The organism is Brucella pituitosa, from assembly GCF_003049685.1.
GTDB lineage: Bacteria > Pseudomonadota > Alphaproteobacteria > Rhizobiales > Rhizobiaceae > Brucella > Brucella pituitosa.
Genome location: NZ_PYSY02000001.1, coordinates 2,109,171 through 2,135,806, shown reverse-complemented (window position 1 = coordinate 2,135,806; position 26,636 = coordinate 2,109,171). Strand labels below are relative to the sequence as shown.

The window sequence follows — 26,636 nt, the reverse complement described above, 5'->3', positions numbered from 1 at the left end:
TCTCTCCGGGATTGCGTTGACATCAAAGGTGAAACTGCCGAAAAGAGAGCGACCGAAAGAGGATTTCCTTGCGTGAGACAAAAGCGATTGCGGGCTGAAGGAGTTCGGCGAATGCGACTTCCACTTTTCTTAGGTTTGTTCTCCAGCGTGCTTATCGGTACACTGGGTATAACATCTTTGGAAGCGCGTGCTGATTTTCGAGTATGTAACTCAACCCAGAACCTGGTTGGTGTCGCCATTGGCTATAGAGCCAAGACAGGCTGGGTAACTGAGGGCTGGTGGCATATTGACGGTTCGACCTGCAAGACGCTGCTCGAAGGACCGCTCTCGTCGCGCTTTTACTATCTTTACGCTGAAGATTCCCAGAGTGGCGGCCGCTGGGAAGGCAAAGTGAACATGTGTGTTGCGGAAAAGGAATTCCGTATCACGGGTGTTCAGGATTGTTTTGCGCGGGGGTTCCAGCGCAATGGCTTCCAGGAATACGATACCGGGGAACAATCGAGCTGGATGGTACAGCTTACCGACGAAACGCCGTTAGAAAACTCCACAGTTACAGGAACTAATAATCAATGAAGCGCAACCGCAAGGTCAAGATTCTCGCCACACTCGGCCCGGCGTCCGGCGAGGAATCTGTCATCCGTCAGCTTTTTGAAGCCGGAGCAGACGTCTTCCGTATCAACATGAGTCATGCCGATCATGACACGATGCGTACGCTTGTTAAGCGCATCCGTAATGTCGAAAAAGAACTTGGCCGTCCTATTGGAATTCTGGCGGATCTTCAGGGACCCAAGCTGCGCGTTGGCAAGTTCAAGAATACCAAGGTTACGCTCGTCGCGGGTCAGACCTTCACGCTCGACAACAATGAAGAGCTCGGCGACGAAACCCGCGTTTATCTTCCGCATCCGGAAATTCTGGAAGCTGTCGAGCCTGGCCATCGCCTTCTCATCGACGACGGTAAGCTGGAACTGATCGCCGAAGCCAGTGATGGCAAGTCGATTCGTTGTAAGGTTATCGCCGGAACCAGCATTTCTGATCGCAAGGGCGTTAGCCTTCCGGATACGACGCTGGGTGTCGGCGCGCTGACCGAGAAGGACTACAAGGATTTCGAGGCCGTTCTGAAGGAAGAAATCGACTGGGTTGCCCTGTCGTTCATTCAGCGTCCTGAAGATCTGATCGAAGCCCGCAAGTTCTCTGGCGGCAAGGTCAGTCTGATGTCGAAGATCGAAAAGCCGCAGGCCGTGACCCGTCTCGATGAGATCATCGAACTCTCCGACGCTATCATGGTTGCGCGTGGTGACCTTGGCGTTGAAATGCCGCTGGAAAGCGTTCCGGGCATTCAGAAGCAGATGATCCGCAGGGCACGCCGCGCTGGTAAGCCGGTTGTGGTTGCAACGCAGATGCTTGAATCGATGATCACCGCACCGGTTCCGACCCGCGCTGAAGTGTCGGACGTTGCAACTGCTGTATTTGAAGGCGCTGATGCTGTCATGCTTTCGGCAGAATCCGCTTCCGGTCAGTATCCGGTTGAAGCCGTCGCAACGATGAACCGCATCGCCGAGAAGGTTGAGCGCGAGCCGACCTATCCGGGCATTCTCGATGCGCAGCGAGCGATCCCTGAACCAACTGGCGCTGACGCGATTTCACTTGCGGCTCGTCAGATTGCAGAAACGCTGAACCTGTCGGCAATCGTCACTTATACAGCTTCTGGTACGACAGGTCTTCGTGCGGCGCGTGAGCGTCCGCGTACGCCAATCATCGCGCTTTCGCCGGTTGTTGACACCGCACGTCGTCTTTCGGTTGTCTGGGGCCTGCATTGCGTCGTTACTGAAGATGCACATGATCTGGAAGATATGGTCGATCACGCTTGTCAGGTTGCCTTCAAGGAAGAATTTGGCAAGGCTGGTGATCGTCTGATCATTACCGCAGGCGTACCATTCGGAACGCCGGGTGCGACCAATCTCCTGCGCATCGCCTATATCGGTGCTGACGGTCAGTCTACAGACTAAACTGGCGGTATTCGGCTTCTGGTGGCCTGCAAATGACTTGATTTTTCGCTTCCGGTGCTCACGTACGTTAGAGCGCGTTTCGATCTGATTGGATCAGATCGGCGCTCTAATCATTTATTTTTACGCGCATCTTTTCCGAAAACCGTTTCACACTTTTCGGGATGCGCTCTAAGTACGCTGCGCGCCGGTTCTCAAATCCCACCATTTTCGGCTCACCATAGTCCCGAATCCCATCCAGTTGGGTGCCTTATGAAAGCAACAAAAACGCGCTCTGAAAAGAGCGCGTTTTTGTTTGACCTAGAGCATGTCTCCCGAAAGCGGGAACCGGTTTCGGGATAAAGACACGCTTAAAGACAAACAGATAGAGCATTTCCAACGATTCAATCAAAACAGGAAATGCTCTATTGAGGGAAAATCAGGTGCGGGTGTCGCTCAACTCTTCGGTGAGATCGAAGAAGCTCTTCTGAGCGTCGCGCATCATCGGATTGATCTGCAGTGCCTGTTCATAGGCCCGCATTGCCTGTTCTTTCAGTCCGCGTGCGCGCAGAATATCTGCCATGCCGGTGAGCGCCCCATAATGGCGTGGCTCAAGCTCCAGCGTACGATTGATGTCATACATGGCGTGGGCATAGTCGTTACGCAGGTAATAGACCGTCGCACGACGGTTCCATGCCTCAGCATAGTCCGGATCGATTGCTATGGCTTCATTCAGGAAATCGAGTGCTGAAGTGTAGCGCTTTTCAAGCATAGCGCTACTTGCCCATTGCACGAGTAGGTCTACCGTAGCGCTGCCTGACTGCGACCAGATTTGATTGATCTGAACGGTGATGCGGCGCGCCTTTGTCTCGTCGGATGTGCGCTTGAGATCAGCAAAAAGCTTGTCGAGGCGCTCTTCAGGCGTTTCCCGCTGTGGCTTTTGTTCGCTGTCAGCGCCAACCTGAACAGACAGGATAGGGGCTGTGAGCGATGGCTTTGTTGTACCAGCAAGGGCAGGGCTTGTAACAAGCAAAGCTGCGCCAAAGGCTGACAAAAGCGAGAGGTAACCCAGATGTGCAAAAACGTTCCGCATGCACATAATCTTTATCATGCGCAGCGAAACGTCAAATGCAAAATCAAAAATAAGATTAGCCCTGACGAGCCTTGAAGCGCGGAGCAGTCTTATTGATGATGTAAACGCGGCCCTTGCGGCGAACGAGCTGGCAGTCACGATGACGAGCCTTGAGCGCCTTGAGCGAATTCTTGATCTTCATGTCAATCACCGGTCTTGGTTGGCCCATCGACAGGACATGCCGCCGGGCTGCATAAAAACAGGCGCCCAAGGCGCCAATTGGTTACAGGCAGTATTCCTGCCCGAAGGGTTGGCCGAAATACACAATATTCCAGCCAAATGTCAACTCCTGCGCGGCAGATTCACGAAGCTCTGTTCTGAAAATCTTGCCGCAGAGGCCTGATAGCAGGGGAATCGGATGGATTCCCCTATATTACTCAACTTGCGCGGGGCTTTATACGGGTCACATGGCCCATTTTACGACCCGGGCGAGCTTCCTTCTTGCCGTAGAGATGCAGCACTGCATTCGATTCTGCGAGAATCGCTGGCACCTGCTCAATATCGTCGCCGATCAGATTCTCCATTACACAGTCCGAATGGCGAACTGCATCGCCCAATGGAAGCCCTGCGACTGCACGAATATGCTGTTCGAATTGCGAAATGGCGCAAGCGGCCTCTGTCCAGTGACCGGAATTATGCACGCGTGGCGCAAACTCATTGGCAAGCAGGGTGCCGTCCGCAAGAACGAAGAACTCGAGGCCGAGCACACCGACATAATCGAGTGCGTGCAGAAGCGTTTCGGCGGCCATGCTCGCAGCTTCGGCAGTTTTCTCAGAGATGGCAGCCGGAACGGTTGAAGTTGCCAGAATGCCGTCCTTGTGGACGTTCTCAGTGATATCGAAAATCGCAACATTGCCGCTGCGGTCGCGGGCTGCGATAACCGAAACCTCACGTTCAAACGAAATAAAGCCTTCAAGGATAGCAGGCGCGTGCTTGATAGCTTCCAGTGCCTTGCGGGCTTCGTCTTCGTTGAGTGAGGTCAGGCGAACCTGTCCCTTGCCATCATAACCCAGTCGACGGGTTTTCAGAATTCCGCGTTCACCAAGCGCACCAAGAGCTGCAATGAGCGTTTCTTCATCATCGACCAGACGCCAAGGCGCGGTTTCGATGTCGCTCTCATTGAGGAACTGCTTTTCGGTAAAGCGATCCTGCGAGATTTCAAGTGCCGCAGGTGGAGGGAAGACGAGGGCCGATTCTGCAAGTTTGTCGGCGGCTGAAACCGGCACATTCTCAAATTCATAGGTGATGACGTCGGAAGCCGCTGCGAGTGCTGCAAGGGCTGCCGGATCATCATAAGCTGCAACGATCTGGCGATTTGCCACCTGTGCCGCAGGACAATCGGCCTGCGGTTCCAGAATGATGGTCTCATATCCGAGGCGTGCAGCCGCCATTGCCAGCATGCGGCCGAGCTGACCACCGCCAATGATACCGATTGTCGACCCTGCTTTCAGGCCTGCTTTCAGTGCTGAATGTGCCATATCAGACCTCATCGGATGGACGTTCTGCAACACTTTCGGTCTGCGCTGTGCGCCATTCGTCCAAACGTACTGCGAGTGCATCGTCATAAAGTGCGAGAACGGCTGCGGAGAGAAGCGCTGCATTCACAGCACCTGCGCGGCCGATAGCCAGAGTGCCGACGGGAATGCCCGCAGGCATCTGGACAATCGAAAGAAGCGAGTCCTGGCCCGAAAGGGCTTTGGATTGCACGGGCACGCCAAATACCGGAAGAGACGTCATGGCCGCGGCCATACCCGGAAGATGAGCTGCTCCGCCAGCACCGGCGATCACGACCTTGAAGCCCTCGGCCTTTGCACCTTTGGCGAAAGCGACAAGGCGGTCTGGTGTGCGATGCGCAGAGACGATGCGGGCGTCAAAGGAGATGCCAAGAGCCTCCAGTGTGTCTGCTGCATGGCGCATGGTTTCCCAATCGGACTGGCTGCCCATGATGATGGCGACGTCTGCACTCACGCTCATTGATCTTTCCTGCTCCGCTTCCGTAGTTCGGTCGTTGGTATACTAAAAACAAAGCCGGGCGGACCCCGGCTGTAAGCTCTTTGTTATCTAAAGCTCAGGCGATGATGTCAGGAATGACGTGATCTTCCATTTCCTGCAGCTTGTCTTTGATAGCGAGCTTTTCCTTTTTCATACGCTGAATGCGCAGCTGATCGCAGCCCACCTGCATCATCGCGTTGATGGCTGCATCGAAATCCGCGTGTTCCTGTTTCAGACGTGCGACGGCCAATCTGATTTCGGCCTGTTCCTGATCGGACATGCGGTTTGCCCCGTATTGTTCAGAATAATATTACGGGCCGTACCAGCGCGGCACAGACCCGTTTCGAGAGCAGCCCTTATCACATTTTTCGTGATTGGAAAATGCTACCACGACAAATTCGACTTTCGACCTCACTCATGCCAAAGTGTCATGGTTCTGTCATGAGCGGCTGTCAACGGGCTGCGGTTCATGACAGTCGGGACTGCGTAACTGGCCCGAAAAAACAGGAGTATTTTGGGTCTTTGCGCAGTGTGAGCGGGTGAAGCTTTGCGGTTGGCAGGTACTTCGCGCACGGTTTCATCCTTTGGGAAATCAATCAAAGGAGAAATGATGATGGCTATAGAGTCCCATCTTGCCACGCTCGAAAAAAAGCACGGCGCTCTGGAGCAGGAAATTTCCGATGCCATGGCGTCACCGGCAATGGACAATCTTCACGTTGCATCTCTCAAGCGTAAAAAGCTCGTGCTCAAGGAGCAGATTGAAAAACTGAGAACCCAAGTCACTCGACATTAAAGTAACCCGTCAATAGAGCGCCGTGCGCCCTGTTGGGCGCACAAAGGTCGCTCTCACAGTTTAACTATGCAGTAGAGCGTGTTTCGATCGAGTAGGGTCGCTACCCTAAGATTTTGAAATCCGGAAGCTCTGCAAGCAGTACGCAATCGCCATTGGTGACGGCCAATAGGACGGTACTGTTGAAGATGTTGGCGGCTGTGCATCAGCCGCCGAGCATCCTCCCGCATCCAATATTAGACGAATTTAACAGCACTATGAAAAGCAGCGATTATTCGCTGCTTTTTTGTTGGCTATTCCCAGAAGACCCTAACGCGTGTCGCGCTTTAAGTATTTGTTTTTACGCATGTCGTTAACGGAAAAACGGTCCCCACTTTTCCGCGACATGCTCTAGTTTTCCGTCTCGGCTCTTGGGTCGAGATTCATCGCTTCAGGTGTTGCGCTTTTGACTGATGGCATGCTTTTGAACTGTTCTTTTTCGGCCTTTGGTACTGAGGCGCGCCTGCGTGACCGGAATAGCGCATAGCCTGTGATCGAGATGTGGGCGAGGGCAGTTATGGCGAAAAGACCGGACGGCCAGAAGATGTCCATTGCGGCTGCCGCCAGCAGCGGCCCAAGCATGGTGCCGAAACCGTAAAGCAGCAGCAGGCCACTTGATACTTTCACGAAGCTTTCAGACGAAGCGTGATCGTTCGCATGGGCGACGGCGACCGGATAGAGCGCATAGGCGAGCGCGCCGTAGCAGCCCGTCATGATGATAATGATTTTACCGTTTGATGGCCCGATTATGAAAGCCATGAGCCCGACGAGAGCTGCAAGTGATGCAACGCCCGCCAAGACATAGCGCCGGTCAACGAGGTCGGAAATGCGCCCAACCGGAATTTGCATCAAAGCGCCGGCGGCGATGGTAACGCTGACCATCAAGGCGATTTCCGTAGTCGAAATGCCGGATTTCGCGCCAAACACAGCACCCAGCGTGCCCCATGCGCCATTGGCAATACCGATCAGGATACAACCCACGAAGGCTGCGGGTGAATTGCGGTAAAGCGCTTTGAGATCAAGTTGGACCTCGGTAAGCGGTTTTGGACTGACAGCCGTCGACATGGCCGTTGGGATCAGCGCCAGACAGAAGAGAATACCGGTGATCATAAACAGATGATCGCTGCGGATATCGCCGTTCGCTACCATCATCTGGCCGCTCATCGTGGCACCGTAGTTGACCATCATATAAAGGCCAAAAATCTTGCCGCGGGATTCATTGGTGGCGCGCTCATTGAGCCAACTTTCGATCACCATGAATGCACCAGCCATGGAGAAGCCGGTAAAGGTGCGCAAAATAATCCACGATATCGCATCAATATAAATGCCGGACAGGAGGGCGATGACAGCCGCAGACGATGCAAAACAACCGAAAGCGCGGACATGACCGACGCGTCGCACCAGACGGGGTGCAAACAGGCAGCCAGCGACGAAACCGCCCGCCCATGTTGTGCCGAGCAAACCAAGAGATGCAACGGAGAAGCCTTCAAGGCCGCCGCGCAATGGCAGCAGCAGACCATGGAGACCGGAGGCCATCAGAAGAAAGGCTGTGCCACAAAGTAGCGCCAGAACCTGAATGTAAATACGCAAGATCACGTTCCCGGGATTTTATGAAGTCGCATGAGACGCGACTTCGCTCTATCGTTGATGATCAGGCTGAGACGATATCTCAGCGGAAAAGCGCTTCGGCGGCAGCGCGGCTGTCGCCTTTTCTATGCCTTTCAGCCTTCAGGCGCTCAATTTCGGATTGTAGCAAAGTGATGCGTTGGTCGATCTCCAGGACCGAAAGCAGAGATAGCTCATCTTCACTCAGAACCACACTGTCGCGCGGCTTGCTTGCATCTTCGTCGATACCGCTCATGGCCTTCCTCCGGAGTCTATGACGGAACTATAAGGGCAGAAAAGATTTAACACCTTGAATCTTCGCATATATATTTCAAGAAATCGATGATGATTTCCCTAATGAAATGCGTTGCACTCGACGTGAGGCATTTCTGCGACGCATAAAGGGTAATCCCGTTGCGGACCAATCGGCGCCATGGGCGATTTGAACAGGAGTTTAATCATGATGGCCGAACTGCCTTCCCAGATGACAGCAATCGAAATTGCGGGCCCGGGTGGCGCGCATATGTTGCGCCCGATCCAGCGTTCGGTGCCTGAACCAAAAGCAGGGGAAGTTCTGGTTCGGATACGTGCAGCGGGCGTCAATCGCCCTGATGTGCTTCAGCGTGAAGGACACTATGCGCCACCGGCGGGTGCATCGGATATTCCGGGGCTTGAGATTGCGGGGGATATTGTTGCGCTTGGCGAAGGCGTCGAGCGCTACAAGATCGGCGATCAGATTGTGGCGCTGCTTGCTGGTGGCGGCTATGCCGAATATGCGGTTGTACATGAAACCAACGCGCTGCCTCTGCCTTCCGGCTATGGCTATATTGAAGCCGCCGCAATCCCCGAAACCTTTTTCACTGTCTGGCATAATGTGTTTGAGCGTGGGGGCCTGAAAGAAGGCGAGACATTGCTGATTCACGGTGGTTCATCGGGCATCGGAACAACAGCTATTCAGCTCGGCAAAGCATTCGGTGCCAATGTGATTGTTACAGCAGGTTCGGTCGACAAGTGCGAGGCCTGTCTGAAGCTTGGCGCGGACAGGGCCGTGAACTATCGCGACGAGGACTTCGTAACGGCCGTCAAAGATGCGACCAAAGGCAAAGGTGCCGATGTCATTCTCGATATGGTGGGCGGCGACTATGTGGATCGCAATTACAAGGCCGCAGCAGACGATGGACGCATTGTACAGATTGCGTTTCTGAATGGTGCCAAAGCGACAGCAAATTTTGCACTTCTGATGACGAAACGCCTAACCCATACCGGTTCGACATTACGTCCGCGGTCTGTGGGCTTCAAAGCAGAGATTGCGCGGGAACTGGAGGTAAAAGTCTGGCCGCTTCTGGCAGCACGCAGCGTCTCGCCAGTCATGGATATGATTTTTCCGCTCAAAGACGCATGGCGGGCACATGATCGGATGGAAGGTGGTCAGCATATCGGCAAAATCGTCCTCGACGTAGCATGATGCCGGAGACGCTTTTTTGTATCCGATAGAGAATAGGGGATGTGGTGGAAGCGCTTTCTTGCTCTATGGTCAAAAAAAATATATATAGGCCGTGATTTCCCGGAATTTGTGGTTTTTCCCACGTCCCGCGCCACCGGAGCGGACGAACAGAAGGATTATATCTAATGGCCACCCAGCTTCTTATGCCGAAGGCAACGGCCGTCTGGCTCGTCGATAATACGGCTTTGTCTTTTGATCAGATTGCTGCTTTCTGCAAGCTGCATCCGCTTGAGGTGAAGGCAATTGCTGACGGTGAAGCTTCGCAGGGCATCAAGGGGCTTGATCCAGTTATCACCGGCCAGATTTCGCGCGAAGAAATTGCCAAGGGTGAAAAGGACCCTTATCACCGCCTGAAGCTTTCCGACCCGAAGGTGCGCGTACCGGAAGCCAAGCGCAAGGGACCACGTTACACGCCGCTTTCCAAGCGTCAGGACCGTCCAAATGCGATTCTCTGGCTGGTGCGTAACCATCCTGAACTGAAAGATGCGCAGGTTTCCCGTCTGATCGGCACGACTAAGTCGACCATCGAACAGATTCGCAACCGCAGCCACTGGAATTCAGCCAATCTGACGGCGATGGATCCTGTGACGCTCGGCCTTTGCACACAGATCGACCTCGATCTTGAGGTCGAACGTGCAGCACGCAATCGCCCGGCACAGGAATCTGATAGCACATTGCTGCCAGCATCTGCGACCGAAAACTTCGATTATCGTGATGAGGCGCCTGAAGAGGAAGAGCTGGATGCGGACAAGGTATTCGCAAAGCTCTCTTCGCTGAAGAGCTCAAACACCGACGAAGACGAAGAATAAGCTTTCTTCGACAAGACAAAAAAACCCGCCGATCTGGCGGGTTTTTTTAGAGCACAATTCCTTAAACTTGGATCAGTTTAAGGTAAAATTATGCTCCAATTTTAAAGCGTTAGAGCGGCCTTTGCACGCCCAATAGGGCGCCCGGGGCTCTAATCCTTGAATGCGTTGTATTCACTGAGTTCCATGAGACGGTAGAAATCGGCAAGTGTCTTGCCGCGTTCGGAACGGAATGTGCGACCTGCATTGCCAGCCGTAAGAATACGGTCTGTGCGGAAAGTGCGGAAAGCGTTGCGCAACTCGCACCAGCCAATCACTGTCCAGACCTTGCCCCAGAACCAAAGGCCCAGCGGACGAATATCGCGCTCGCTCTCTTTCGCTTCGAGGTCGCGATAGCGGATATTGAGAACTGTGCCTTCATCGACAGCACGTTCGACCGCATCAATGATGCGGCGTTCGCTTACGCTGATGCTGGCCGAGGGCGCGTGAATCTGAGTGCCGGTAATACGGGCGCGTTCTTCCTTGGGCAGAACGGCCTCGATTTTTACCAGCGCTTCTTCAGCGCCGCGCGCCATGGAAACGCCGCCCCAGGCGCGGATCAGGCGCGCACCTGCCACAAGCGCCACGATTTCATCGCGCGTGAACATGAGCGGCGGCAGTTCAAATCCTTGGCGCAAAATATAGCCGACACCCGCCTCGCCATCGATGGGCACCCCGGTCGATTGCAGGTCGGCTATGTCGCGATAAATGGTACGTTCGGAGACTTCAAGCCGTTCGGCAAGTTGGCGCGCGGTGACAAGTCTGCCACCGCGCAGGTGCTGAACAATCTGGAAAAGGCGGTCTGCGCGGCGCATTCCGGGTTCATTCTCCGTTGCATTGTTTGGCTTCGCGCTGTTCCAGATAGCGATCTGGCCAGCCCATATCCTTACGCAGGTCAAGCGGAAGATTGTCGAGCGCGCGTTGTGTGAGGATGAAGCGTCGACGTTCGTCCTGTCTGCGCATGTATTCTTTCAGAACTGCGAGCAGTGGTGCGATTGCGAGTGCCATGGTGAATCCCTCTTCTCTGGTGTGGCAAACCCGAAATTCGTCTCGTCATAATGTAAGCGTTGGAACGAATTTCGGGTTTGAAGCCACACCAGCGGCCTATCAAATCCATCACACTAGAAATGCACTATGACACAGGGCTCCTGACAGCTATCTGTCAGGATGATTGCATTATTATCATCCTAATATTAGTACGCCGCAATGACCTGATCAGGCTTTAAATCGTGGTACGGCGGTATTGCTGAGCGGCAGGCGGCCACCATCCGCATAGATCGTCTGGCCGGTGACATAGCTCGAATCACGAGATGCCAGAAACGATGCAATCGCTGCGATTTCAGAGGCTTGACCGATTCGCCCAAGTGGTGTGCGCTCGATGATCTTTTTGCGCGCTTCGGCATCGGTGTTTACGGCCGACAGCATATCAGTTTCGATGGAGCCCGGACCAATTGCATTGACCCGAATCCCCCATTTGGCAAGTGCCACTGCCATCGTGCGTGTCAGCTGGTTCATGCCGCCTTTGGAGACGGAATAGGCAAGCTGTTCCGGTAAGCCGAATATCGCATTGATCGATGACATGTTGATGATGCTGCCAGCGTCTCCCCCTGCTTCAACGCGGGCGACCATGCGTTTGGCGACAGCTTGACCGCAGAGAAAAGCCCCCTTGAGATTGACGCGCATCACGCGGTCGAAGTCGTCTTCCTTGAGATCGAGAAACTCAGCCTGATGCACGATGCCTGCATTGTTGACGAGGATATCAATCTCACCAAGATTGGTGGCGGTATAGGTCATGAGATTATGGATATCGAGTTTGTCGCCAACATCACAAGCGATGGCGAGAACCTTGCCATACTGTTCCAGATCCCTGACGGCCTTTGATGCTCCTGCACCGTCGACGTCCGACACAACAACGCTCGCACCATCCATGAGGAAACGCTTGGCAATGGCATAGCCAATACCGCGGGCAGCACCCGTGACGATTGCCACCTTGCCTTCTAACTGCATCAATCAATCTCCGAATTTTGCGGGAGAGTGGACCGGCGATTTTCGCCGGTCAAGAGTATGAAGCGCGATTAAAAAGTTCAGGCAAAGGCCAGACCGATATGCCGCTCCCGCAGAACCGAGCTGATCTCATCCAGAATTGCCGGGTCATCAATGGTGGCAGGCATTTTCCAATCGTCACCGTCTGCGATTTTCTGTATCGTTGATCGCAATATCTTTCCCGAGCGGGTCTTGGGCAGGCGCTTTACGGTCAAAGCCAGCCGGAAAGCGGCAACAGGGCCGATGACATCGCGAATCATGCTGATGCATTCTTTTTCGACCTCGTGCGTATCGCGGTCGATATTGGATTTCAGCACGAGGAAGCCGCAGGGCACCTGTCCCTTGACGGAATCAGAAATGCCGAGCACCGCACATTCGGCAACATCGGGATGGCTGGAAAGCACTTCCTCCATGGCACCCGTCGAAAGACGGTGGCCCGCGACATTGATGATGTCGTCGGTGCGGCTCATGATATAGAGATAGCCATCTTCATCCATGTAGCCAGCGTCGGCCGTTTTGTAATAGCCGGGGAACTCGTTGAGATAGGCTTTGCGGAAGCGATCATCAGCGTTCCAGAGCGTCGGCAGACAGCCGGGCGGCAATGGCAACTTGATCAGGATATTGCCGAGTTGGCCGCGCTCCACTTCGTGGCCTGCATCATCGAGCACCCGAATATCATAACCGGGCAGGCAGACCGCAGGCGAGCCATATTTGGTTTCGAGCAGTCCAAGACCAAGTGGGTTGGCAACCATCGGCCAGCCGCTTTCCGTCTGCCACCAGTGATCAATTACCGGACAGCCGAGCAGATTTTCCGCCCAGTGGATCGTGTCAGGATCAGCGCGTTCGCCAGCAAGATACAGGGCGCGGAATTTGGAAAGATCGTAGCGGCGCACGAAATTGCCGTCCGCATCTTCCTTCTTGATAGCGCGCAAGGCGGTGGGTGCGGTGAACATCACTTCAACGCCATGTTCAGCGATAATGCGCCAATAGGTTCCGGCATCGGGTGTTCCGATGGGTTTGCCTTCGAAAAGGATACTGGTCGCGCCTGCAATCAGTGGCGCATAGACGATATAGGAATGGCCGACCACCCAACCGACATCGGATGCTGCCCAGAACACTTGCCCCGACTCAATACCGAAGACATGTTTCAACGACCATGCGAGCGCCACCATATGTCCGCCATTGTCGCGTACCACGCCTTTGGGTTCGCCGGTGGTGCCTGATGTATAAAGCACATAGAGCGGATCAGTGGCTGCTACCGAAGTACATGGCACATGGCGGTCACGTGCAGCATCGATTGCCGTTCGATAATCGATATCGCGACCATCAATGAGATTGTGCAGATGCTGTTCGCGCTGGAGGATGATGCAATGGCCGACCTTGTGTCGGGCAGTTGCAATCGCCTTGTCTAGCATCGCCTGATAGGGCACGACGCGCGTGGGTTCGATGCCGCATGAACCGGCAATGATCATTACCGGCTTTGCATCATCGATACGGGTCGCAAGTTCGTTGGCGGCAAAGCCACCGAAGACCACCGAATGCACGGCTCCGATTCGGGCACAGGCCAGCATGGCGATGGCTGCTTCCGGCACCATCGGCATATATATGAGAATGCGGTCGCCTTTCGTCACACCATTATCAAGCATGACTGCCGAGAGGGCTTCCACCTCTTCGAGCAATTCGGAATAGGTGAATTTGCGCGCTGAGTTTGTGACAGGGCTATCATAGATGAGTGCCACCCGATCGCCGCGCCCATTGGCGACATGGCGGTCGAGCGCGTTGTAACACGTGTTGCATTCAGCACCTTTGAACCAGCGGCCGTACACACCTTCATCGCTTGCGAGAACCTGATCCCATGGCTTGAACCAGTCGATGGCTCTGGCTGCTTCAGCCCAGAAGCCTTCAGGGTCATTCTGCCATGCGGCGTAGGTTTCGGCATATTTCGATGTCATGCTGTTCCTCCCAGAAGCACACGCTCTATCGGACCAGATGATCCTCCAAAGCGTCGCGATAACGTGCTGGATGAAAGCGCAAGACAGGCCAATTTGACCCTGTCTCCTCCACGCGCTTTTCATCTCCTCCGGTGGCTAGTGTATGCTGACGATTAAAGCCTCGTCCATGAAACTTAAGATGAATAAGTATATCACAACCACTGCATAAATTGACGAGGCTTGCAGGATGCTGATCGCTGGGCCACAAGGGGGCCACAAGGGGGAATGAGAGGTGTTTTGTGACCAAAGTCCTGCCTGTGCTGCTCATGGTCCTCATGGGCTTGCACATCATCAAGCCACTTGGCTTGCCGGGTTTGAAGAAGCGTGGCGATTTCTGGAAGATCGCGGCGTTTGCGATATTTGCCATGGCGATGGCGGTCGGGTTTCATTTCGCTGAAAACTAAAAGGCCCGGTCGGCTCATGCTCTAAACCGGGCCTTTTATCATGCAGCATAGTTCAGGCTGCTTTTTCGAGATCTTTCTTCCAGCCGCCGGTTGCAGCAAGACCGTTCATCTTGGCGCGATGAGCAAAGGCGCGCTGGCCAGCGGCAACATTCTCATCCTTGCCGCTCCATGCTTCCAGTGAAGCTGCTTGCAGCGCGCGCCCATAGGAGAAGGTCATCTTCCACGGCATGTCGAAGCTTGCATTCATTGCCGACAAATGTGCGGTTGCTTCTTCGCCGGTCTGACCGCCGGAAAGAAAGGCAATGCCTGGCACGGCAGCAGGGACCGTGTTGCGGAAGCAGCGAACAGTCTTTTCGGCCACTTCTTCAACAGAGGCTTTGCGCGCTTTCTTGCCGTCGATAACCATGTTCGGTTTCAGGATCATGCCTTCGAGCCTGACGCGTGCGTCGTAGAGTTCGGTGAAGACGGTCTTGAGCACCCATTCGGTGACTTCGTAGCAGCGGTCGATGGAATGATCGCCCGGCTTGCCATCCATCAGCACTTCCGGCTCAACGATCGGCACGATGCCTGCTTCCTGACAGAGCGCTGCGTAACGGGCGAGGGCCTGTGCGTTTTGCTTGACCGCTGCCCATGTCGGCAGCCCATCAGAAATCGAGATTACGGCGCGCCATTTCGCAAAGCGGGCGCCAAAGCCATAATATTCGTTGAGGCGTTCACGCAACCCGTCGAGACCTTCGGTGATGGTTTCACCCTCAAAGCCTGCAAGTGGCTTGGCACCGGCATCCACCTTGATGCCCGGCACAGCACCTGCCTTGCGAATGAGATCGACAAGCGGCGTGCCATCCTTGGCTTTCTGACGGATGGTTTCATCGTAAAGAATGACGCCGGAAATGTAGTTTTTCATCGCCTCATCAGAACGAAACAGCATCTCGCGATAATCGCGGCGTGATTCCTCAGTTGAGGCGAGGCCAATGCTTTCAAACCGTTTTGCAATGGTGCCGGAGCTTTCGTCCGCAGCCAGAATTCCCTTGCCGTTTGCGACGAGTGCAATTGCAATATCTTCAAGACGTTCGGTCATATGTAAGCTCCTTTAAACCCTTACGGGGCCAATTATGGGAAGCTCAACAAAGAGCTTCAGCTGCTCTCAAGGCACATAATCATTGTCGATAGCAGAAGAGTTGGGTCAACAAAATGGCAGTACAAGTTGTTGAAACGATTGAAATTTTTTCAAACGATTTAGCCGAGGCAAGTTTTCTTGCCGACTGTCAGAACTCTGCTCCAATTCGCATGCAGAACGAATATTCCAGATTCGACAGACGAATATGCGATTTCATCGCGATTTGGTTTTGACATGACGCCTGAGAATCCCATCTAAAGGATATCAATTAAAAGGAGGAGAGATGCGAAGTGCCCTACTAAGCCTGCCATTCATTCTGGCTGCATCGATGATCGCCCTTCCGGCTCAGACCGCGTTTGCGGAGAGCATCAATGCAGGAAGCAGGGAAGCCACCACTGAATTGCCTTTCAATGTCGCAGCAGTGGCGGAATTTGACACACCATGGGCGATTGCATTTCTGCCGGGCGGCAAACTGATCCTCACCGAGAAGGGCGGCAAGATTTTTGTCGTAACCGGAAAGGGTGAGAAGACGGAAGTTTCAGGCGTGCCGGAGGTTTTGTTCAGCGGCCAGAACGGTTTGCTGGATGTTATTCCTGCGCCTGATTTTGCCAAGAGTAAGGCGATCTATTTCACCTATGTCATGCCTGAAAATGGTGGAGGCGCGCTCATATTGGCGCGTGCTACGCTGTCCGAAAGTAAGGGCAAGGCAGAGCTTAAGGATCTCAAGGCAATCTGGCAGCAGGGCACGGCCGCCAAGGGCGGGCAGCCCGGCGGCAAGATCGCGTTTGCGCCTGATAAAAAGCATCTGTTCCTGTCGGTTGGCGATCGCATGTCGCCCGCAACCGCACAGGATGACAATGCGCCGATGGGCAAGATCCTGCGTATGAACCTCGATGGTTCTGTGCCAAAGGATAATCCGATGGCTTCCGAAGGCGGCGTCAAGGCCCTGACATGGTCAACGGGTCATCGCAATCCTTATGGGCTTGCTTTCGCGCCTGACGGCAAATTGTGGGAACATGAGATGGGGCCGCGTGGCGGTGACGAGTTCAATCTCATCAAGCCCGGTCTTAATTACGGATGGCCGGTGGTCTCCAACGGCGATAATTATAGCGGCCGACCGATCCCGCGCCACAGCACGCGGCCAGAGTTTGAAGCACCGATGCTGTTTTGGACACCGGTGATCTCGCCGGGCGGACTGGCATTCTACAAGGGCAAGATGTTTGCCGACTGGAATGGCTCTGCGCTGATCGCTGGCCTTTCGTCGATGGCGCTGATCCGTGTGACGATCAACAGCGATGGTCAGCCGAACGAAACCGAACGCTTTGCCATGGAAAATCGCATCCGTGACGTAGCCGTTGGACCAGATGGTGCGATCTGGGTGATCGAGGATGACAATCCGGGTAGGTTGTTAAAACTGACGCCTAAGCCATAAAGAAAAAGGCCGCTGGTTTCAGCGGCCTCTCTTTTTTACTTCTTCAGCACATCAACGCCGGGAAGTGGTTTGCCTTCCATCCATTCAAGGAAAGCGCCGCCAGCGGTCGAGATATAGGTGAAGTCGTCGGCAACGCCTGCATGATTGAGTGCCGCAACGGTGTCGCCGCCGCCGCCGACCGATACCAGCTTGCCAGCCTTGGTGCGGGCAGCAACATGCTTGGCGGTCTTGACCGTTGCTGTATCGAATGGACGCAGCTCAAACGCGCCGAGCGGACCGTTCCAGACGAGCGTTGCTGCATCATCGATGGCCGAGGCGATCAGATCAGTCGAAAGTGCGCCTGCGTCGAGAATCATGCCGTCGCTTGGCACGGCATCGACACCATAGGTCTGGTTTGGCGTGTCGGCAGCAAAGTGCCAGCCTACAACCGCATCAACCGGCAGGATGATAGCGCATTTGGTCTTTTCAGCCTTGGCCATGATTTCGCGTGCGGTATGGGCAAGGTCATGCTCGCAAAGCGATTTGCCGACATCGTGGCCCTGTGCTGCGAGGAAGGTGTTGGCCATGCCGCCGCCGATCACCAGTGCATCGACCTTTTCAATCAGGTTCGAGAGCAGGTCGAGCTTGGTGGAAACCTTGGCGCCGCCAACGATTGCCACAACCGGACGTGCTGGCTGGCCGAGGCCCTTTTCAAGCGCTTCAAGTTCTGCCTGCATGGCGCGGCCTGCATAGGCTGGCAGCACATGTGCCAGACCTTCGGTCGAAGCGTGGGCGCGGTGCGCCGCCGAGAAGGCGTCGTTGACATAGATGTCGCCATTGGCTGCGAGTGCTGCGACAAACTCCGGATCGTTCTTTTCTTCGCCCTTGTGGAAGCGGGTGTTTTCTAGAAGCAGAACATCACCGTCTTTCAGCGCATCGACTGCGGCCTTTGCCTTGTCACCAATACTGTCTTCCGCAAAATGCACGCTATGACCGAGCACTTTCGCCAGCGGTTTGACGACATGCTTCAACGAGTTTTCATCGGAAGCAACGCCTTTTGGACGACCGAAATGGGCGAGCAGAATAACCTTGGCGCCCTTCTTCGACAGTTCCGAAATAGTTGGAACGATGCGTTCGATACGGGTGAGGTCGGTTACCTCGCCGTTAGCCATCGGCACGTTGAGGTCAACACGAACCAGAACGCGCTTTGATTTGACATCGGCATCATCGAGGGTACGGAAACTCATGATATTTCTCCCGGGCCTTTTTCCGGTCGCCTGCAGGTCTTCGTCTTTCAGACAGGCAGGCGCTGGAACAGGGTTGGGTAATCAGTGACAAGCCCGTCTTCATCGACAGGCAATTCAGCGGTGAACGTGCGATCAGCGGCAGCGTAACGGTAAAGCTTGCCTTCCTTAAGACAGGTATATCGTTGGCTGTCGCGCAACGGGCGGAAATTATTGAACGGTACGTAAAGCATGTCGAGCTGCACTGTTCCGCTTTCGGGCGTCAGGCCCAGACGGCGGATAGGCAAGCTATTGGTGAAGGGTGTCCCTGCCAGATCAATGTCTATGCAACCATCAAACTCGGGTAGTGCGTCTCCGGCCATCGTGGTCCAGTGCCCATTTCCATCGGATTTGAGTTCGAGCCTTAAGCCGGATGTCGTTTCGATGAGGAAATGGAATACGCGCCAGTCGCTCGCGCAATCGATGCTATAACGGGCACCGTAGGGAACATCGCCACGCTCGCCGATAAGAACGCCAGTGGCGTTGAAAGTGTTACCGGCGGGCGTGATATTGAGATGTTCGAGCCCTTCTCCTTCCAGCGAACGCCAGCGCGCAACGGTGGGGAGAAGGGAGCGAAACATTGAAGCTGCTTAGATCAGCTTGCCGAAAGCGACTGCAGTGTCGCTCATGCGGCTCGAGAAGCCCCATTCATTGTCGTACCACGACAGGATGCGCACCATGGTGCCGTCCATGACCTTGGTCTGGTCGGTGTGGAAGATCGATGAATGCGAATCGTGGTTGAAGTCGTGCGAAACCAGTGGCTCATCGGTGTAACCAAGGATGCCCTTGAGGCGGCCATTGGCTGCTTCGCGGATCGCATTGTTGATTTCTTCAACAGTGGTCGTGCGCTTGGCAACGAAGGTCAGGTCAACAACCGAGACATTCGGGGTTGGAACGCGGATTGCAACGCCGTCGAGCTTGCCTTTCAATTCTGGCAGAACCAGACCAACAGCCTTTGCAGCACCCGTCGAGGTCGGGATCATGGAAAGAGCTGCTGCGCGAGCGCGGTAAAGATCCTTATGCATGGTGTCCAGCGTCGGCTGGTCGCCAGTGTAGGAGTGGATCGTGGTCATGAAGCCCTTTTCGATGCCGATGACATCGTTGAGAACCTGAGCCACTGGCGCAAGGCAGTTGGTGGTGCAGGAAGCATTGGAAATGACCAGGTGGTCCTTCGTCAGCTTGTCGTGGTTGACGCCGTAGACGACCGTGAGGTCAGCACCGTCGGCAGGAGCCGAAACGATGACGCGCTTGGCGCCTGCTTCAAGATGAAGAGCAGCCTTGTCGCGTGCTGTGAAAATGCCGGTGCATTCCAGAGCGATATCGACGCCTTCTTCCTTCCACGGCAATTCAGCCGGGTTGCGAACAGCGTGTACCTTGATTGGACCGTAACCAACGTCGATGGTGTCGCCAACGACTTTTACTTCCTTTGGAAAACGACCATGAACGCTGTCATAGCGCAGAAGATGCGCATTTGTTTCTACAGGGCCGAGATCGTTGATTGCAACGACCTGAATGTCGGTGCGGCCCGATTCGACGATAGCGCGAAGGACATTGCGGCCGATGCGGCCAAAACCGTTGATTGCGACGCGAACTGCCATTTTCTCTAAATCTCCCGAAAGGGTTCTGCATATGCAGTGGCTTGATAAAACAGTTGAACGCGTTTGGGAACGCCTCAACTGGAAACATAAACGCCGGCGTGTTTAACGCCGGCGTTTGATAATTATGCGGCGGCGTTGAGTTTCTTTTCCGCAGCTTCAGCAGCATGTTCAGCAGTAATGCCGAAATGCTTGTAGAGATCGTTGATCTCGCCAGAAGCGCCGAAGCCCTTCATGCCGATGAAGATGCCGTTTTCGCCGATGAAGCGTTCCCAGCCGAGGCCGAGCGCTGCTTCGATAGCGATCTTGACCGGTGCATCGCCGAGTGTTGCCTTCTTATATGCATCGCTCTGCTCTTCGAACAGTTCAAAGCAAGGAACGGAAACAACGCGGGTTGCGATGCCCTTGCCTTCGAGAAGGTCGCGAGCCTTGAGTGCGATTTCCACTTCCGAACCGGTTGCGAAGATCGTGACCTTGGCGTCGTTGCTTGCAGCTGCAAGTTCGTATGCGCCGAATGCGGAGAGGTTTTCTTCGCGATGTTCGGTACGCACGACTGGCAGGTTCTGACGGGTCAGAGCCAGCGTCGAAGGGGTCTTTGTCGACTTGAGGGCAAGCTGCCAGCATTCTGCTGCTTCCACTGCGTCTGCCGGACGGAAGACGTTGTGGTTTGGAATTGCGCGCAGAACAGCCAGATGTTCGACCGGCTGGTGGGTAGGACCATCCTCGCCAAGACCAATGGAATCATGGGTCATGACATAGACGACGCGGATGCCCATCAGCGACGACAGACGCATTGCCGGACGGCAATAGTCCGAGAAGGTCAGGAAGGTGCCGGAGTAAGGAATGACGCCGCCATGCAGTGTCATGCCGTTCATCGCAGCAGCCATGCCGTGTTCGCGGATACCGTAGTGGATGTAACGGCCACCGTAGTTTTCTGGCGTAACAGCCTTGGTCTGGCTGGTCTTGGTGTTGTTGGAACCGGTGAGGTCGGCTGAGCCGCCGATGGTTTCAGGAACAACGCCATTGATGACTTCCAGGGCCATTTCCGACGATTTACGGGTCGCAACCTTCGGCTTTTCAGCGGAAAGCTTCTTCTTATATTCGTTGATTGCGTCGTCGAAGTTTGCAGGCAGATCGCCACGCATGCGGCGTTCGAATTCTGCACGGGTTTCAGCATCGACATTTGCGAGACGCTTTTCCCATTCCTGACGCTTCTTGGCAGCGTTCAGTCCAGCAACGCGCCATGCGTCGAGAACCTCAGCAGGAACCACAAATGGTTCTGCCGACCAGCCAAGTGCCTTACGGGTCGCAGCGATTTCTTCTGCGCCGAGTGGCGAACCGTGGACCTTGTTCGTGCCAGCCTTGTTTGGCGAACCGAAGCCAATGGTGGTCTTGCACGCGATGAGCGTTGGCTTTTCCGAAACCTTGGCCAGTTCGATAGCCTTGGCAATCGCATCCTGATCATGGCCGTCAACAGCAAGCGTATTCCAGCCGGAAGCGGCGAAACGTGCAGGCTGGTCGGTGTTATCGGAAAGGGAAACGGCACCATCGATGGTGATGTTGTTGTCATCCCAGAAGACGATGAGCTTGTTAAGCTTCAGATGACCGGCAAGCGCGATGGCTTCCTGGCTGATGCCTTCCATGAGGCAGCCGTCACCAGCGATCACATAGGTGTAGTGGTCAACAAGGCTATCGCCGAACTGCGCGTTCAGGATGCGCTCGGACAGTGCCATGCCGACAGCATTGGCAATACCCTGACCAAGTGGGCCGGTTGTGGTCTCGATGCCTGCGGCATGACCATATTCCGGGTGGCCTGCGGTGCGCGAGCCCAGCTGACGGAAATTCTTGATTTCGTCGATGGTGATGTCTTCGTAGCCCGAGAGGAAGAGCAGCGAATAAAGAAGCATTGAGCCGTGACCTGCTGACAGCACGAAACGGTCGCGATCTGGCCAATGTGGGTTCTGCGGGTCGTGCGACAGGAAGCGCGTATAGAGCGTTGTCGCGATGTCGGCTGCGCCCATCGGCAGGCCGGGATGGCCTGAATTAGCTTTCTCGACCGCATCGATCGAGAGAAAGCGGATGGCATTGGCCAGCTGGTTTTGCTTGTCGGAATTCGTCATGGTCTCAGCCGTCTTTCCAGAGTGGTTTTAACGGGGTTGCGGCGATGCCTCGGGACTGAAGCACGAGCTCCTTATACTAAACGATTTAATCAATTTAAACCGATTAAATTCTGTAGATGCTCGTGCGACAGAAGGCTTTGGGACACATAGCACCTGTTACCGAGGAGTCAACAAAACGATGACTTTTGAACGATAAACAGTCTGCGATTGCCTGGGGGAAGCGGGCAATTTATGGGCTATTCATCACTGAAAAGCCTTTTTTGAGCGGATAACGGTGCATGAACGGCCAGTCTGGCTCGTCATTTGTTGCTTATCGGGCGGTCGATTATTACAGTCTTTTCAAAGATGCCCGTCCGGCAGGCGCGATTCGATGTCTGTGATCTGGCATTGGAAAGGATATGGATGGCACCCGAAACGACCCTCAGGCAGGTCCTTGAACGGCTGGAAAAGGCACTCAATACGCTTGAACAAGCGGTGGACCTGCGGCTGGACAAGGAAGGCGATTTCGCCGAAGCCGAGGAAGAGGTGCAGCGCATGAACGCTGACCGCAGCCGTCTTGCTCAGGAACTCGATCAGTCTGAGGCGCGCGCGGAACGGCTGGAAGCCGCAAATCGCGAAGTCTCACGTCGTCTTGTGACGGCTATGGAGACCATACGCGCCGTTCTGGATCGATAGGGGAATAAGCATGGCGACTGTTACCGTTACAATCGACGGCAAAGCTTATCGCATGGCCTGTGACGAAGGGCAGGAGGAGCATCTCTCCGGTCTGGCTGATCGTTTCGACCAGTATGTTACCCATCTCAAGTCGTCTTTCGGAGAAATCGGCGATCTGCGTTTGACGGTGATGGCTGGCATCATGGTGATGGATGAGCTTGCTGAAACGCAAAAGCGCATCAAAGGCCTTGAAACCGAGATTGAAACCTTGCGTCGATCCCGCGATGAGGCGCTGACCAGTGCTGACAAGAACGATGCGGCGATTACTGGCATGCTTTCGGATGTGGCCGCTCGTCTGGAACAGGTTGCCTCGCGCATTGCGCCGCGCCCAAGCTCTTCGTAAAGAAAATATAATAGCTCATAACAAGGAAGCTACTGGCGCTCACCTCTGACAGGGCCTATATAGGTTGTCGGCGTACTGCGCTTCCCGACAGGTGTTACAGCATCCCCGGGGCCTTATTGATCTCTAAGGGAGCTGTCCCTGTGAAGGCCTGTGGGCTTTCGCATATGGCGCCCACCTACGTTGTAGGTTCCCGGGATCAATCACAACCATCGGTCGTCGTGGTCGCCACTTTCCTTTTACTTATGCATTTTTCCTAACTTATGCGTTGTTCGGCCCAAAGTTGCCTCGCGCTTTTGGCACGAATGCTCTAAAACGCGTTATCCTTCAAAGATATGTGCGTTTTTCGATGAATTCTTCTCCTCCCAATTCACCCGGTTTTTTTGAACGTTTGCGCGTTGCTGTTCCAGTGGCAGTGGCTTACGGGCTGATGCTCTATATCCTGATCTGGGTGAACACGGCGCGGGAATGGATGCCGTTCATCGGCGGGCTTATGCTTTTGCCGATGGCGATATCGAGCCTTGCTTCTAGCCTCAGTGATCCACGTGCAGAAAAAGGCCTGTGGCGCCATGTAAGAATGGGCTGGATGATTATCGGCGGCCTGGTTGTTGTCAGCATGGTTGGGTTCAGAGAAGGTGGCATCTGCGTGGTGATGGCCTCGCCATTCTTCTGCGTTTTCTCTGCACTGGGTTCCTGGGTGACGCTTTCGCTTATTCGTCGTTTCCGCACACCGCGCTCCACGATGCTTGTGGTCGCGCTGCCGTTGCTGTTTTACCCGCTTGAACCATTGCTGAAATATGAGCCGCATGATGGGGCTGTGACGACGATCATCGATATTGCAGCGCCGCCGGAAGTGGTGTGGCGGCAGACTGTCGAGATCCGCGATGTTCGTCAGGACGAGCTGTCATGGACATTCAGCCATGGCATTGTTGGCGTTCCGCAGCCTGTGGATGCGCGCCTTGAGGGCAAGGGAATCGGTGCCGTACGTCAGCTGGAATGGACGCGGGGCGTCAAGTTTCAGGAAATCGTGACGCGCTGGGAAGAGAACAGGCTTCTGGCGTGGGATTTTCGTTTTTTACCTGATTCGATCCCGGCGGCTGTCGAGGCCCATATTGATGTGAACAGCGACTATCTCAAGCTTGCCAATGGCGACTATCGCCTTGAGCCTCTGCCCAACGGTCACACGCGTCTCACACTCACCACCCGCTATCAGATTGCGACGCCGATCAATTTCTATTGTGACCTGTGGGGCAAGGTTTTCCTGAATGATTTTCATGGTGTTGTGCTGAAGGTCATACGGGATCGTTCAGAGCGGATTGCAGCTGCTTCTTGACGGATGCCGTCATTCCGGTTCCACTAGCAAAGTAACTGGAGGGCGCTGTAATGAACGATGACGGACAGCAGCAGGGTGACAACAAGCAAGTGCTGAGGCGTATGGTGCTGTCGCGCCGCGACTCACTTGACCCCCGGTTTCGCTACGAGGCTTCCTTGTCGGCTGCGAAAAGGGCCGAAACGGCCATCGTAGCTCTCAAAGGCATGATGATCGCAGGTTATTGGCCTATCCGTTCCGAGATCGATCCACGTCCGTTGTTGTCTTTCATGCGTGAAAAGGGTGTAAGGCTCTGCCTGCCTGTCGTGCTCGATAAAGAGACCATCGCTTTCCGTGAGTTTCTACCCGATGCTGAACTGGTTCAAACCGGGTTTGGGACTATGGGGCCAGACAAAAACGCTCCGCTGGTCGATCCTGCGATCATGCTTATGCCGTTGGCCGGTTTTGACAGCCGCGGTCATCGGCTGGGGTATGGCGCCGGACATTATGACCGGGCGCTGGCGCGCTTTGCCGAGCGTGGTCTGGAGCCGCTGTTGGTCGGAATGGCGTTTGACTGTCAGGAGGTGCCGCGTGTGCCCAATGAGCCGCACGACATTGCTCTTCACCATATACTGACCGAGACCGGCTTGCGCTCATTCAATCAGGGCTGATAAAGACGCATTTATGAGATTACTTTTTCTTGGTGACATGGTGGGCCGGTCGGGGCGCACGGCGGTCTATGAAAAGCTGCCGGGGCTGATTTCTGATCTCAAGCTGGATTTTGTGATCGTCAACGGTGAAAACGCCGCTGGCGGCTTCGGCATTACCGAAGAGATTTTCCACGACACGATCCGCGCGGGCGCGGATGTGGTGACGACGGGAAATCATGTATGGGATCAGCGTGAGGCGCTGGACTTCTCCAAGCGTGAAGACCGTTTTCTGCGTCCGGCCAATTTTCCGAAAGGAACGGCTGGTAAGGGCGAGGGGCTTTACATCGCCAAGAACGGAGCGCGCGTGCTGGTTTCCAACGTGATGGGCCGTGTGTTCATGCATCCGGACCTCGATGATCCTTTCATCGCTGCCGAGAAGATTCTTGAAGCCTGCCCGCTCGGTGAACAGGCGGATGCGGTATTTTTCGATTTTCATGCGGAAGCAACCAGCGAAAAGCAATGCTTCGGCCATTTTGTCGATGGCCGTGCCAGCGCTGTTGTTGGAACGCATACCCATGTACCGACCGCGGATTGCCAGATCCTGCGCAACGGTACGGCCTATATGTCTGATGCAGGCATGTGCGGCGATTATGACTCATCGCTTGGTATGGACAAGGAAGAGCCGCTCAACCGCTTTCTGTCGAAGGTGCCCAAAGGTCGTTTTGAAGCGGCCAGCGGGCCGGCCACGATTTGCGGTGTCGGGATAGAGATATCGGATCGTACAGGACTTGCAGAAAAAGCGGCCCCTCTGCGTATCGGCGCAAGGCTTGAAGAGACCATTCCATCGTTCTGGAAATAAAGCATTTGAGCCAAAAGCGGGAACCGCTGTAACGCTTCATTTTTTGCTGATTTACGAAGTTATCGTCAATCGGGCTGCTGATTGCAGATAGGTGATCGCCGCCGGTTGAACGTTTTTGCGGAGTTCCTATTTCCTGGCGATGAGCTTTCGTAAGGGGACACGACTCAATGGAATTTTTTGCCGAGCATCTGGCATTTCTTTCAAGCCCAGGCGGATGGGCCGCACTGATCACGCTGGTGACGATGGAAGTCGTCCTTGGCATCGACAATCTTATTTTCATATCGATTCTGACCAATAAGCTTCCTGCCGAGCTGCAATCCAAAGCACGGCGCATTGGCATTGGTGCAGCGCTCATTTTGCGTCTGGCATTGCTGTTTACGATCTCGATCATCGTGCAGCTTAAAGAACCAGTCTTCCACGCTTTCGATCATGGTTTCTCCTGGCGCGATATTATTCTGATCGCCGGTGGTCTTTTCCTCGTGTGGAAAGCGACCAAGGAAATCCACCATACTGTCGATCCGGAAGACGGCAAGGAGAACATCGGCGGCAAAGTCGTTCAGCTGACGATGGGAGCTGCCATCGTGCAGATATTGATCCTCGATCTGGTGTTCTCAGTCGATTCGATCATTACCGCCGTCGGTATGACCGACGAGATTGCAATCATGGTGATTGCAGTGCTTGCCGCTGTTACCGTCATGCTGCTTGCTGCTGACCCGCTGTCGCGGTTCATTGCCAACAATCCGACCATTGTGATGCTGGCGCTCGGCTTCCTGTTGATGATCGGTATGACGCTGATCGCCGATGGCTTCGGCTTCCATGTGCCAAAGGGCTATATCTATGCGGCTATGGGCTTCTCGGCGCTGGTCGAAGCTCTCAATATGCTCGCCCGGCGTAAGCGAAAACAGGGATAG

Annotated in this window: 29 protein-coding genes and 1 other RNA gene; 14 read left to right on the top strand and 16 right to left on the bottom strand. The window is 54.6% G+C overall.

Annotated elements, in window-relative coordinates; all coding sequences use genetic code 11:
- Positions 1–111: 111 nt before the first annotated feature.
- Positions 112–573, top strand: coding sequence for a DUF1036 domain-containing protein (locus tag C9380_RS10570; protein ID WP_024895759.1), 462 nt, complete (start codon positions 112–114; stop codon positions 571–573).
- The gene (gene pyk, locus C9380_RS10565; protein WP_024895758.1) at positions 570–2,006 is read left to right on the top strand and encodes a pyruvate kinase; all 1,437 of its coding nucleotides are present in this window, start codon (positions 570–572) and stop codon (positions 2,004–2,006) included. The genes C9380_RS10570 and pyk overlap by 4 nt, the downstream gene beginning before the upstream one ends.
- A 415-nt stretch (positions 2,007–2,421) precedes the next feature.
- Here the strand turns inward: pyk and C9380_RS10560 are convergent, their stop codons facing one another.
- From C9380_RS10560 to C9380_RS10535, 5 genes are all read right to left on the bottom strand, one after another.
- Entirely contained in the window at positions 2,422–3,093 is a 672-nt protein-coding gene (locus C9380_RS10560; protein ID WP_128093503.1) for a tetratricopeptide repeat protein, read from the bottom strand.
- 37 nt (positions 3,094–3,130) lie between these two features.
- Positions 3,131–3,256 (bottom strand): type B 50S ribosomal protein L36, encoded by a 126-nt coding sequence (gene ykgO, locus C9380_RS10555; RefSeq protein ID WP_002967908.1) that lies wholly within the window; start codon positions 3,254–3,256, stop codon positions 3,131–3,133.
- A 235-nt stretch (positions 3,257–3,491) separates the two neighbouring features.
- Positions 3,492–4,592, bottom strand: a complete 1,101-nt coding sequence (locus C9380_RS10545) for a 5-(carboxyamino)imidazole ribonucleotide synthase (RefSeq protein WP_100558587.1) — start codon at positions 4,590–4,592, stop codon at positions 3,492–3,494.
- A 1-nt stretch (position 4,593) separates the two neighbouring features.
- A complete protein-coding gene (gene purE, locus C9380_RS10540; RefSeq protein ID WP_024895755.1) occupies positions 4,594–5,082 on the bottom strand; it encodes a 5-(carboxyamino)imidazole ribonucleotide mutase in 489 nt (162 codons plus the stop codon).
- Between the two features lie 100 nt (positions 5,083–5,182).
- Positions 5,183–5,386, bottom strand: a complete 204-nt coding sequence (locus C9380_RS10535) for a YdcH family protein (RefSeq protein ID WP_128093502.1) — start codon at positions 5,384–5,386, stop codon at positions 5,183–5,185.
- A gap of 330 nt (positions 5,387–5,716) precedes the next feature.
- On the opposite strand from C9380_RS10535, the gene C9380_RS10525 reads away from it, so the two are divergent.
- Positions 5,717–5,899 carry a YdcH family protein gene (locus C9380_RS10525; RefSeq protein WP_024895753.1) on the top strand — a complete coding sequence of 61 codons (183 nt, stop codon included), beginning with the start codon at positions 5,717–5,719 and terminating at the stop codon, positions 5,897–5,899.
- Positions 5,900–6,286: 387 nt separating this feature from the next.
- On the opposite strand, the gene C9380_RS10520 is transcribed toward C9380_RS10525, so the two are convergent.
- Both C9380_RS10520 and C9380_RS10515 read right to left on the bottom strand, forming a co-directional pair.
- Positions 6,287–7,525: an MFS transporter gene (locus C9380_RS10520; protein ID WP_105706861.1), complete on the bottom strand. Its 1,239-nt coding sequence runs from the start codon at positions 7,523–7,525 to the stop codon at positions 6,287–6,289.
- 79 nt (positions 7,526–7,604) lie between these two features.
- A complete protein-coding gene (locus C9380_RS10515; protein ID WP_024895751.1) occupies positions 7,605–7,796 on the bottom strand; it encodes a DUF1192 domain-containing protein in 192 nt (63 codons plus the stop codon).
- A 204-nt stretch (positions 7,797–8,000) separates the two neighbouring features.
- Here C9380_RS10515 and C9380_RS10510 point away from each other — a divergent pair, with 204 nt between their 5' ends.
- Both C9380_RS10510 and C9380_RS10505 read left to right on the top strand, forming a co-directional pair.
- Positions 8,001–9,005, top strand: a complete 1,005-nt coding sequence (locus C9380_RS10510) for an NAD(P)H-quinone oxidoreductase (protein ID WP_128093501.1) — start codon at positions 8,001–8,003, stop codon at positions 9,003–9,005.
- A 164-nt stretch (positions 9,006–9,169) separates the two neighbouring features.
- The gene (locus tag C9380_RS10505) at positions 9,170–9,853 is read left to right on the top strand and encodes a DUF1013 domain-containing protein (RefSeq protein ID WP_024895749.1); all 684 of its coding nucleotides are present in this window, start codon (positions 9,170–9,172) and stop codon (positions 9,851–9,853) included.
- 149 nt (positions 9,854–10,002) lie between these two features.
- On the opposite strand, the gene C9380_RS10500 is transcribed toward C9380_RS10505, so the two are convergent.
- The 4 genes from C9380_RS10500 to C9380_RS10485 all read right to left on the bottom strand — a co-directional run bounded on the left by C9380_RS10500 (position 10,003) and on the right by C9380_RS10485 (position 13,884).
- Complete coding sequence (locus C9380_RS10500) at positions 10,003–10,704, bottom strand: helix-turn-helix transcriptional regulator (protein WP_024895748.1); 702 nt, start codon at positions 10,702–10,704, stop codon at positions 10,003–10,005.
- A gap of 7 nt (positions 10,705–10,711) precedes the next feature.
- A complete protein-coding gene (locus C9380_RS10495) occupies positions 10,712–10,897 on the bottom strand; it encodes a hypothetical protein (RefSeq protein ID WP_128093500.1) in 186 nt (61 codons plus the stop codon).
- Between the two features lie 207 nt (positions 10,898–11,104).
- Positions 11,105–11,896 (bottom strand): SDR family NAD(P)-dependent oxidoreductase, encoded by a 792-nt coding sequence (locus tag C9380_RS10490; protein WP_128093499.1) that lies wholly within the window; start codon positions 11,894–11,896, stop codon positions 11,105–11,107.
- A gap of 77 nt (positions 11,897–11,973) precedes the next feature.
- Positions 11,974–13,884, bottom strand: coding sequence for a propionyl-CoA synthetase (locus C9380_RS10485; RefSeq protein WP_128093498.1), 1,911 nt, complete (start codon positions 13,882–13,884; stop codon positions 11,974–11,976).
- Positions 13,885–14,120: 236 nt separating this feature from the next.
- Here C9380_RS10485 and C9380_RS10480 point away from each other — a divergent pair, with 236 nt between their 5' ends.
- On the top strand, positions 14,121–14,327 hold the full coding sequence (locus tag C9380_RS10480; protein ID WP_084486649.1) for a hypothetical protein: 207 nt from the start codon (positions 14,121–14,123) through the stop codon (positions 14,325–14,327).
- A 52-nt stretch (positions 14,328–14,379) separates the two neighbouring features.
- Here the strand turns inward: C9380_RS10480 and C9380_RS10475 are convergent, their stop codons facing one another.
- Complete coding sequence (locus C9380_RS10475) at positions 14,380–15,405, bottom strand: class I fructose-bisphosphate aldolase (protein ID WP_100558590.1); 1,026 nt, start codon at positions 15,403–15,405, stop codon at positions 14,380–14,382.
- Positions 15,406–15,727: 322 nt separating this feature from the next.
- On the opposite strand from C9380_RS10475, the gene C9380_RS10470 reads away from it, so the two are divergent.
- Positions 15,728–16,876: a PQQ-dependent sugar dehydrogenase gene (locus C9380_RS10470; RefSeq protein ID WP_100558591.1), complete on the top strand. Its 1,149-nt coding sequence runs from the start codon at positions 15,728–15,730 to the stop codon at positions 16,874–16,876.
- A gap of 35 nt (positions 16,877–16,911) precedes the next feature.
- Here C9380_RS10470 and C9380_RS10465 read toward each other — a convergent pair whose 3' ends face one another.
- From C9380_RS10465 to tkt, 4 genes are all read right to left on the bottom strand, one after another.
- Positions 16,912–18,102, bottom strand: coding sequence for a phosphoglycerate kinase (locus C9380_RS10465; RefSeq protein WP_128093497.1), 1,191 nt, complete (start codon positions 18,100–18,102; stop codon positions 16,912–16,914).
- Between the two features lie 47 nt (positions 18,103–18,149).
- Positions 18,150–18,719 carry a putative glycolipid-binding domain-containing protein gene (locus tag C9380_RS10460; RefSeq protein WP_128093496.1) on the bottom strand — a complete coding sequence of 190 codons (570 nt, stop codon included), beginning with the start codon at positions 18,717–18,719 and terminating at the stop codon, positions 18,150–18,152.
- A gap of 9 nt (positions 18,720–18,728) precedes the next feature.
- On the bottom strand, positions 18,729–19,736 hold the full coding sequence (gene gap, locus C9380_RS10455) for a type I glyceraldehyde-3-phosphate dehydrogenase (protein WP_024895739.1): 1,008 nt from the start codon (positions 19,734–19,736) through the stop codon (positions 18,729–18,731).
- A 122-nt stretch (positions 19,737–19,858) separates the two neighbouring features.
- The gene (gene tkt, locus C9380_RS10450) at positions 19,859–21,853 is read right to left on the bottom strand and encodes a transketolase (protein WP_100558593.1); all 1,995 of its coding nucleotides are present in this window, start codon (positions 21,851–21,853) and stop codon (positions 19,859–19,861) included.
- Between the two features lie 402 nt (positions 21,854–22,255).
- On the opposite strand from tkt, the gene C9380_RS10445 reads away from it, so the two are divergent.
- The 7 genes from C9380_RS10445 (at position 22,256) to C9380_RS10415 (ending at position 26,636) form a co-directional block, all read left to right on the top strand.
- Positions 22,256–22,528, top strand: a complete 273-nt coding sequence (locus C9380_RS10445; RefSeq protein ID WP_010661399.1) for a DUF4164 domain-containing protein — start codon at positions 22,256–22,258, stop codon at positions 22,526–22,528.
- Positions 22,529–22,538: 10 nt separating this feature from the next.
- Positions 22,539–22,910, top strand: coding sequence for a cell division protein ZapA (locus C9380_RS10440; protein WP_024895737.1), 372 nt, complete (start codon positions 22,539–22,541; stop codon positions 22,908–22,910).
- A gap of 69 nt (positions 22,911–22,979) precedes the next feature.
- A non-coding RNA gene (gene ssrS / locus C9380_RS10435) (6S RNA) lies at positions 22,980–23,138 on the top strand.
- Between the two features lie 118 nt (positions 23,139–23,256).
- Complete coding sequence (locus C9380_RS10430) at positions 23,257–24,240, top strand: SRPBCC family protein (protein WP_024895736.1); 984 nt, start codon at positions 23,257–23,259, stop codon at positions 24,238–24,240.
- Between the two features lie 50 nt (positions 24,241–24,290).
- Positions 24,291–24,887 (top strand): 5-formyltetrahydrofolate cyclo-ligase, encoded by a 597-nt coding sequence (locus C9380_RS10425; protein ID WP_128093495.1) that lies wholly within the window; start codon positions 24,291–24,293, stop codon positions 24,885–24,887.
- Between the two features lie 13 nt (positions 24,888–24,900).
- The gene (locus tag C9380_RS10420; protein ID WP_024895734.1) at positions 24,901–25,725 is read left to right on the top strand and encodes a TIGR00282 family metallophosphoesterase; all 825 of its coding nucleotides are present in this window, start codon (positions 24,901–24,903) and stop codon (positions 25,723–25,725) included.
- 167 nt (positions 25,726–25,892) lie between these two features.
- Positions 25,893–26,636, top strand: coding sequence for a TerC family protein (locus C9380_RS10415; RefSeq protein ID WP_024895733.1), 744 nt, complete (start codon positions 25,893–25,895; stop codon positions 26,634–26,636).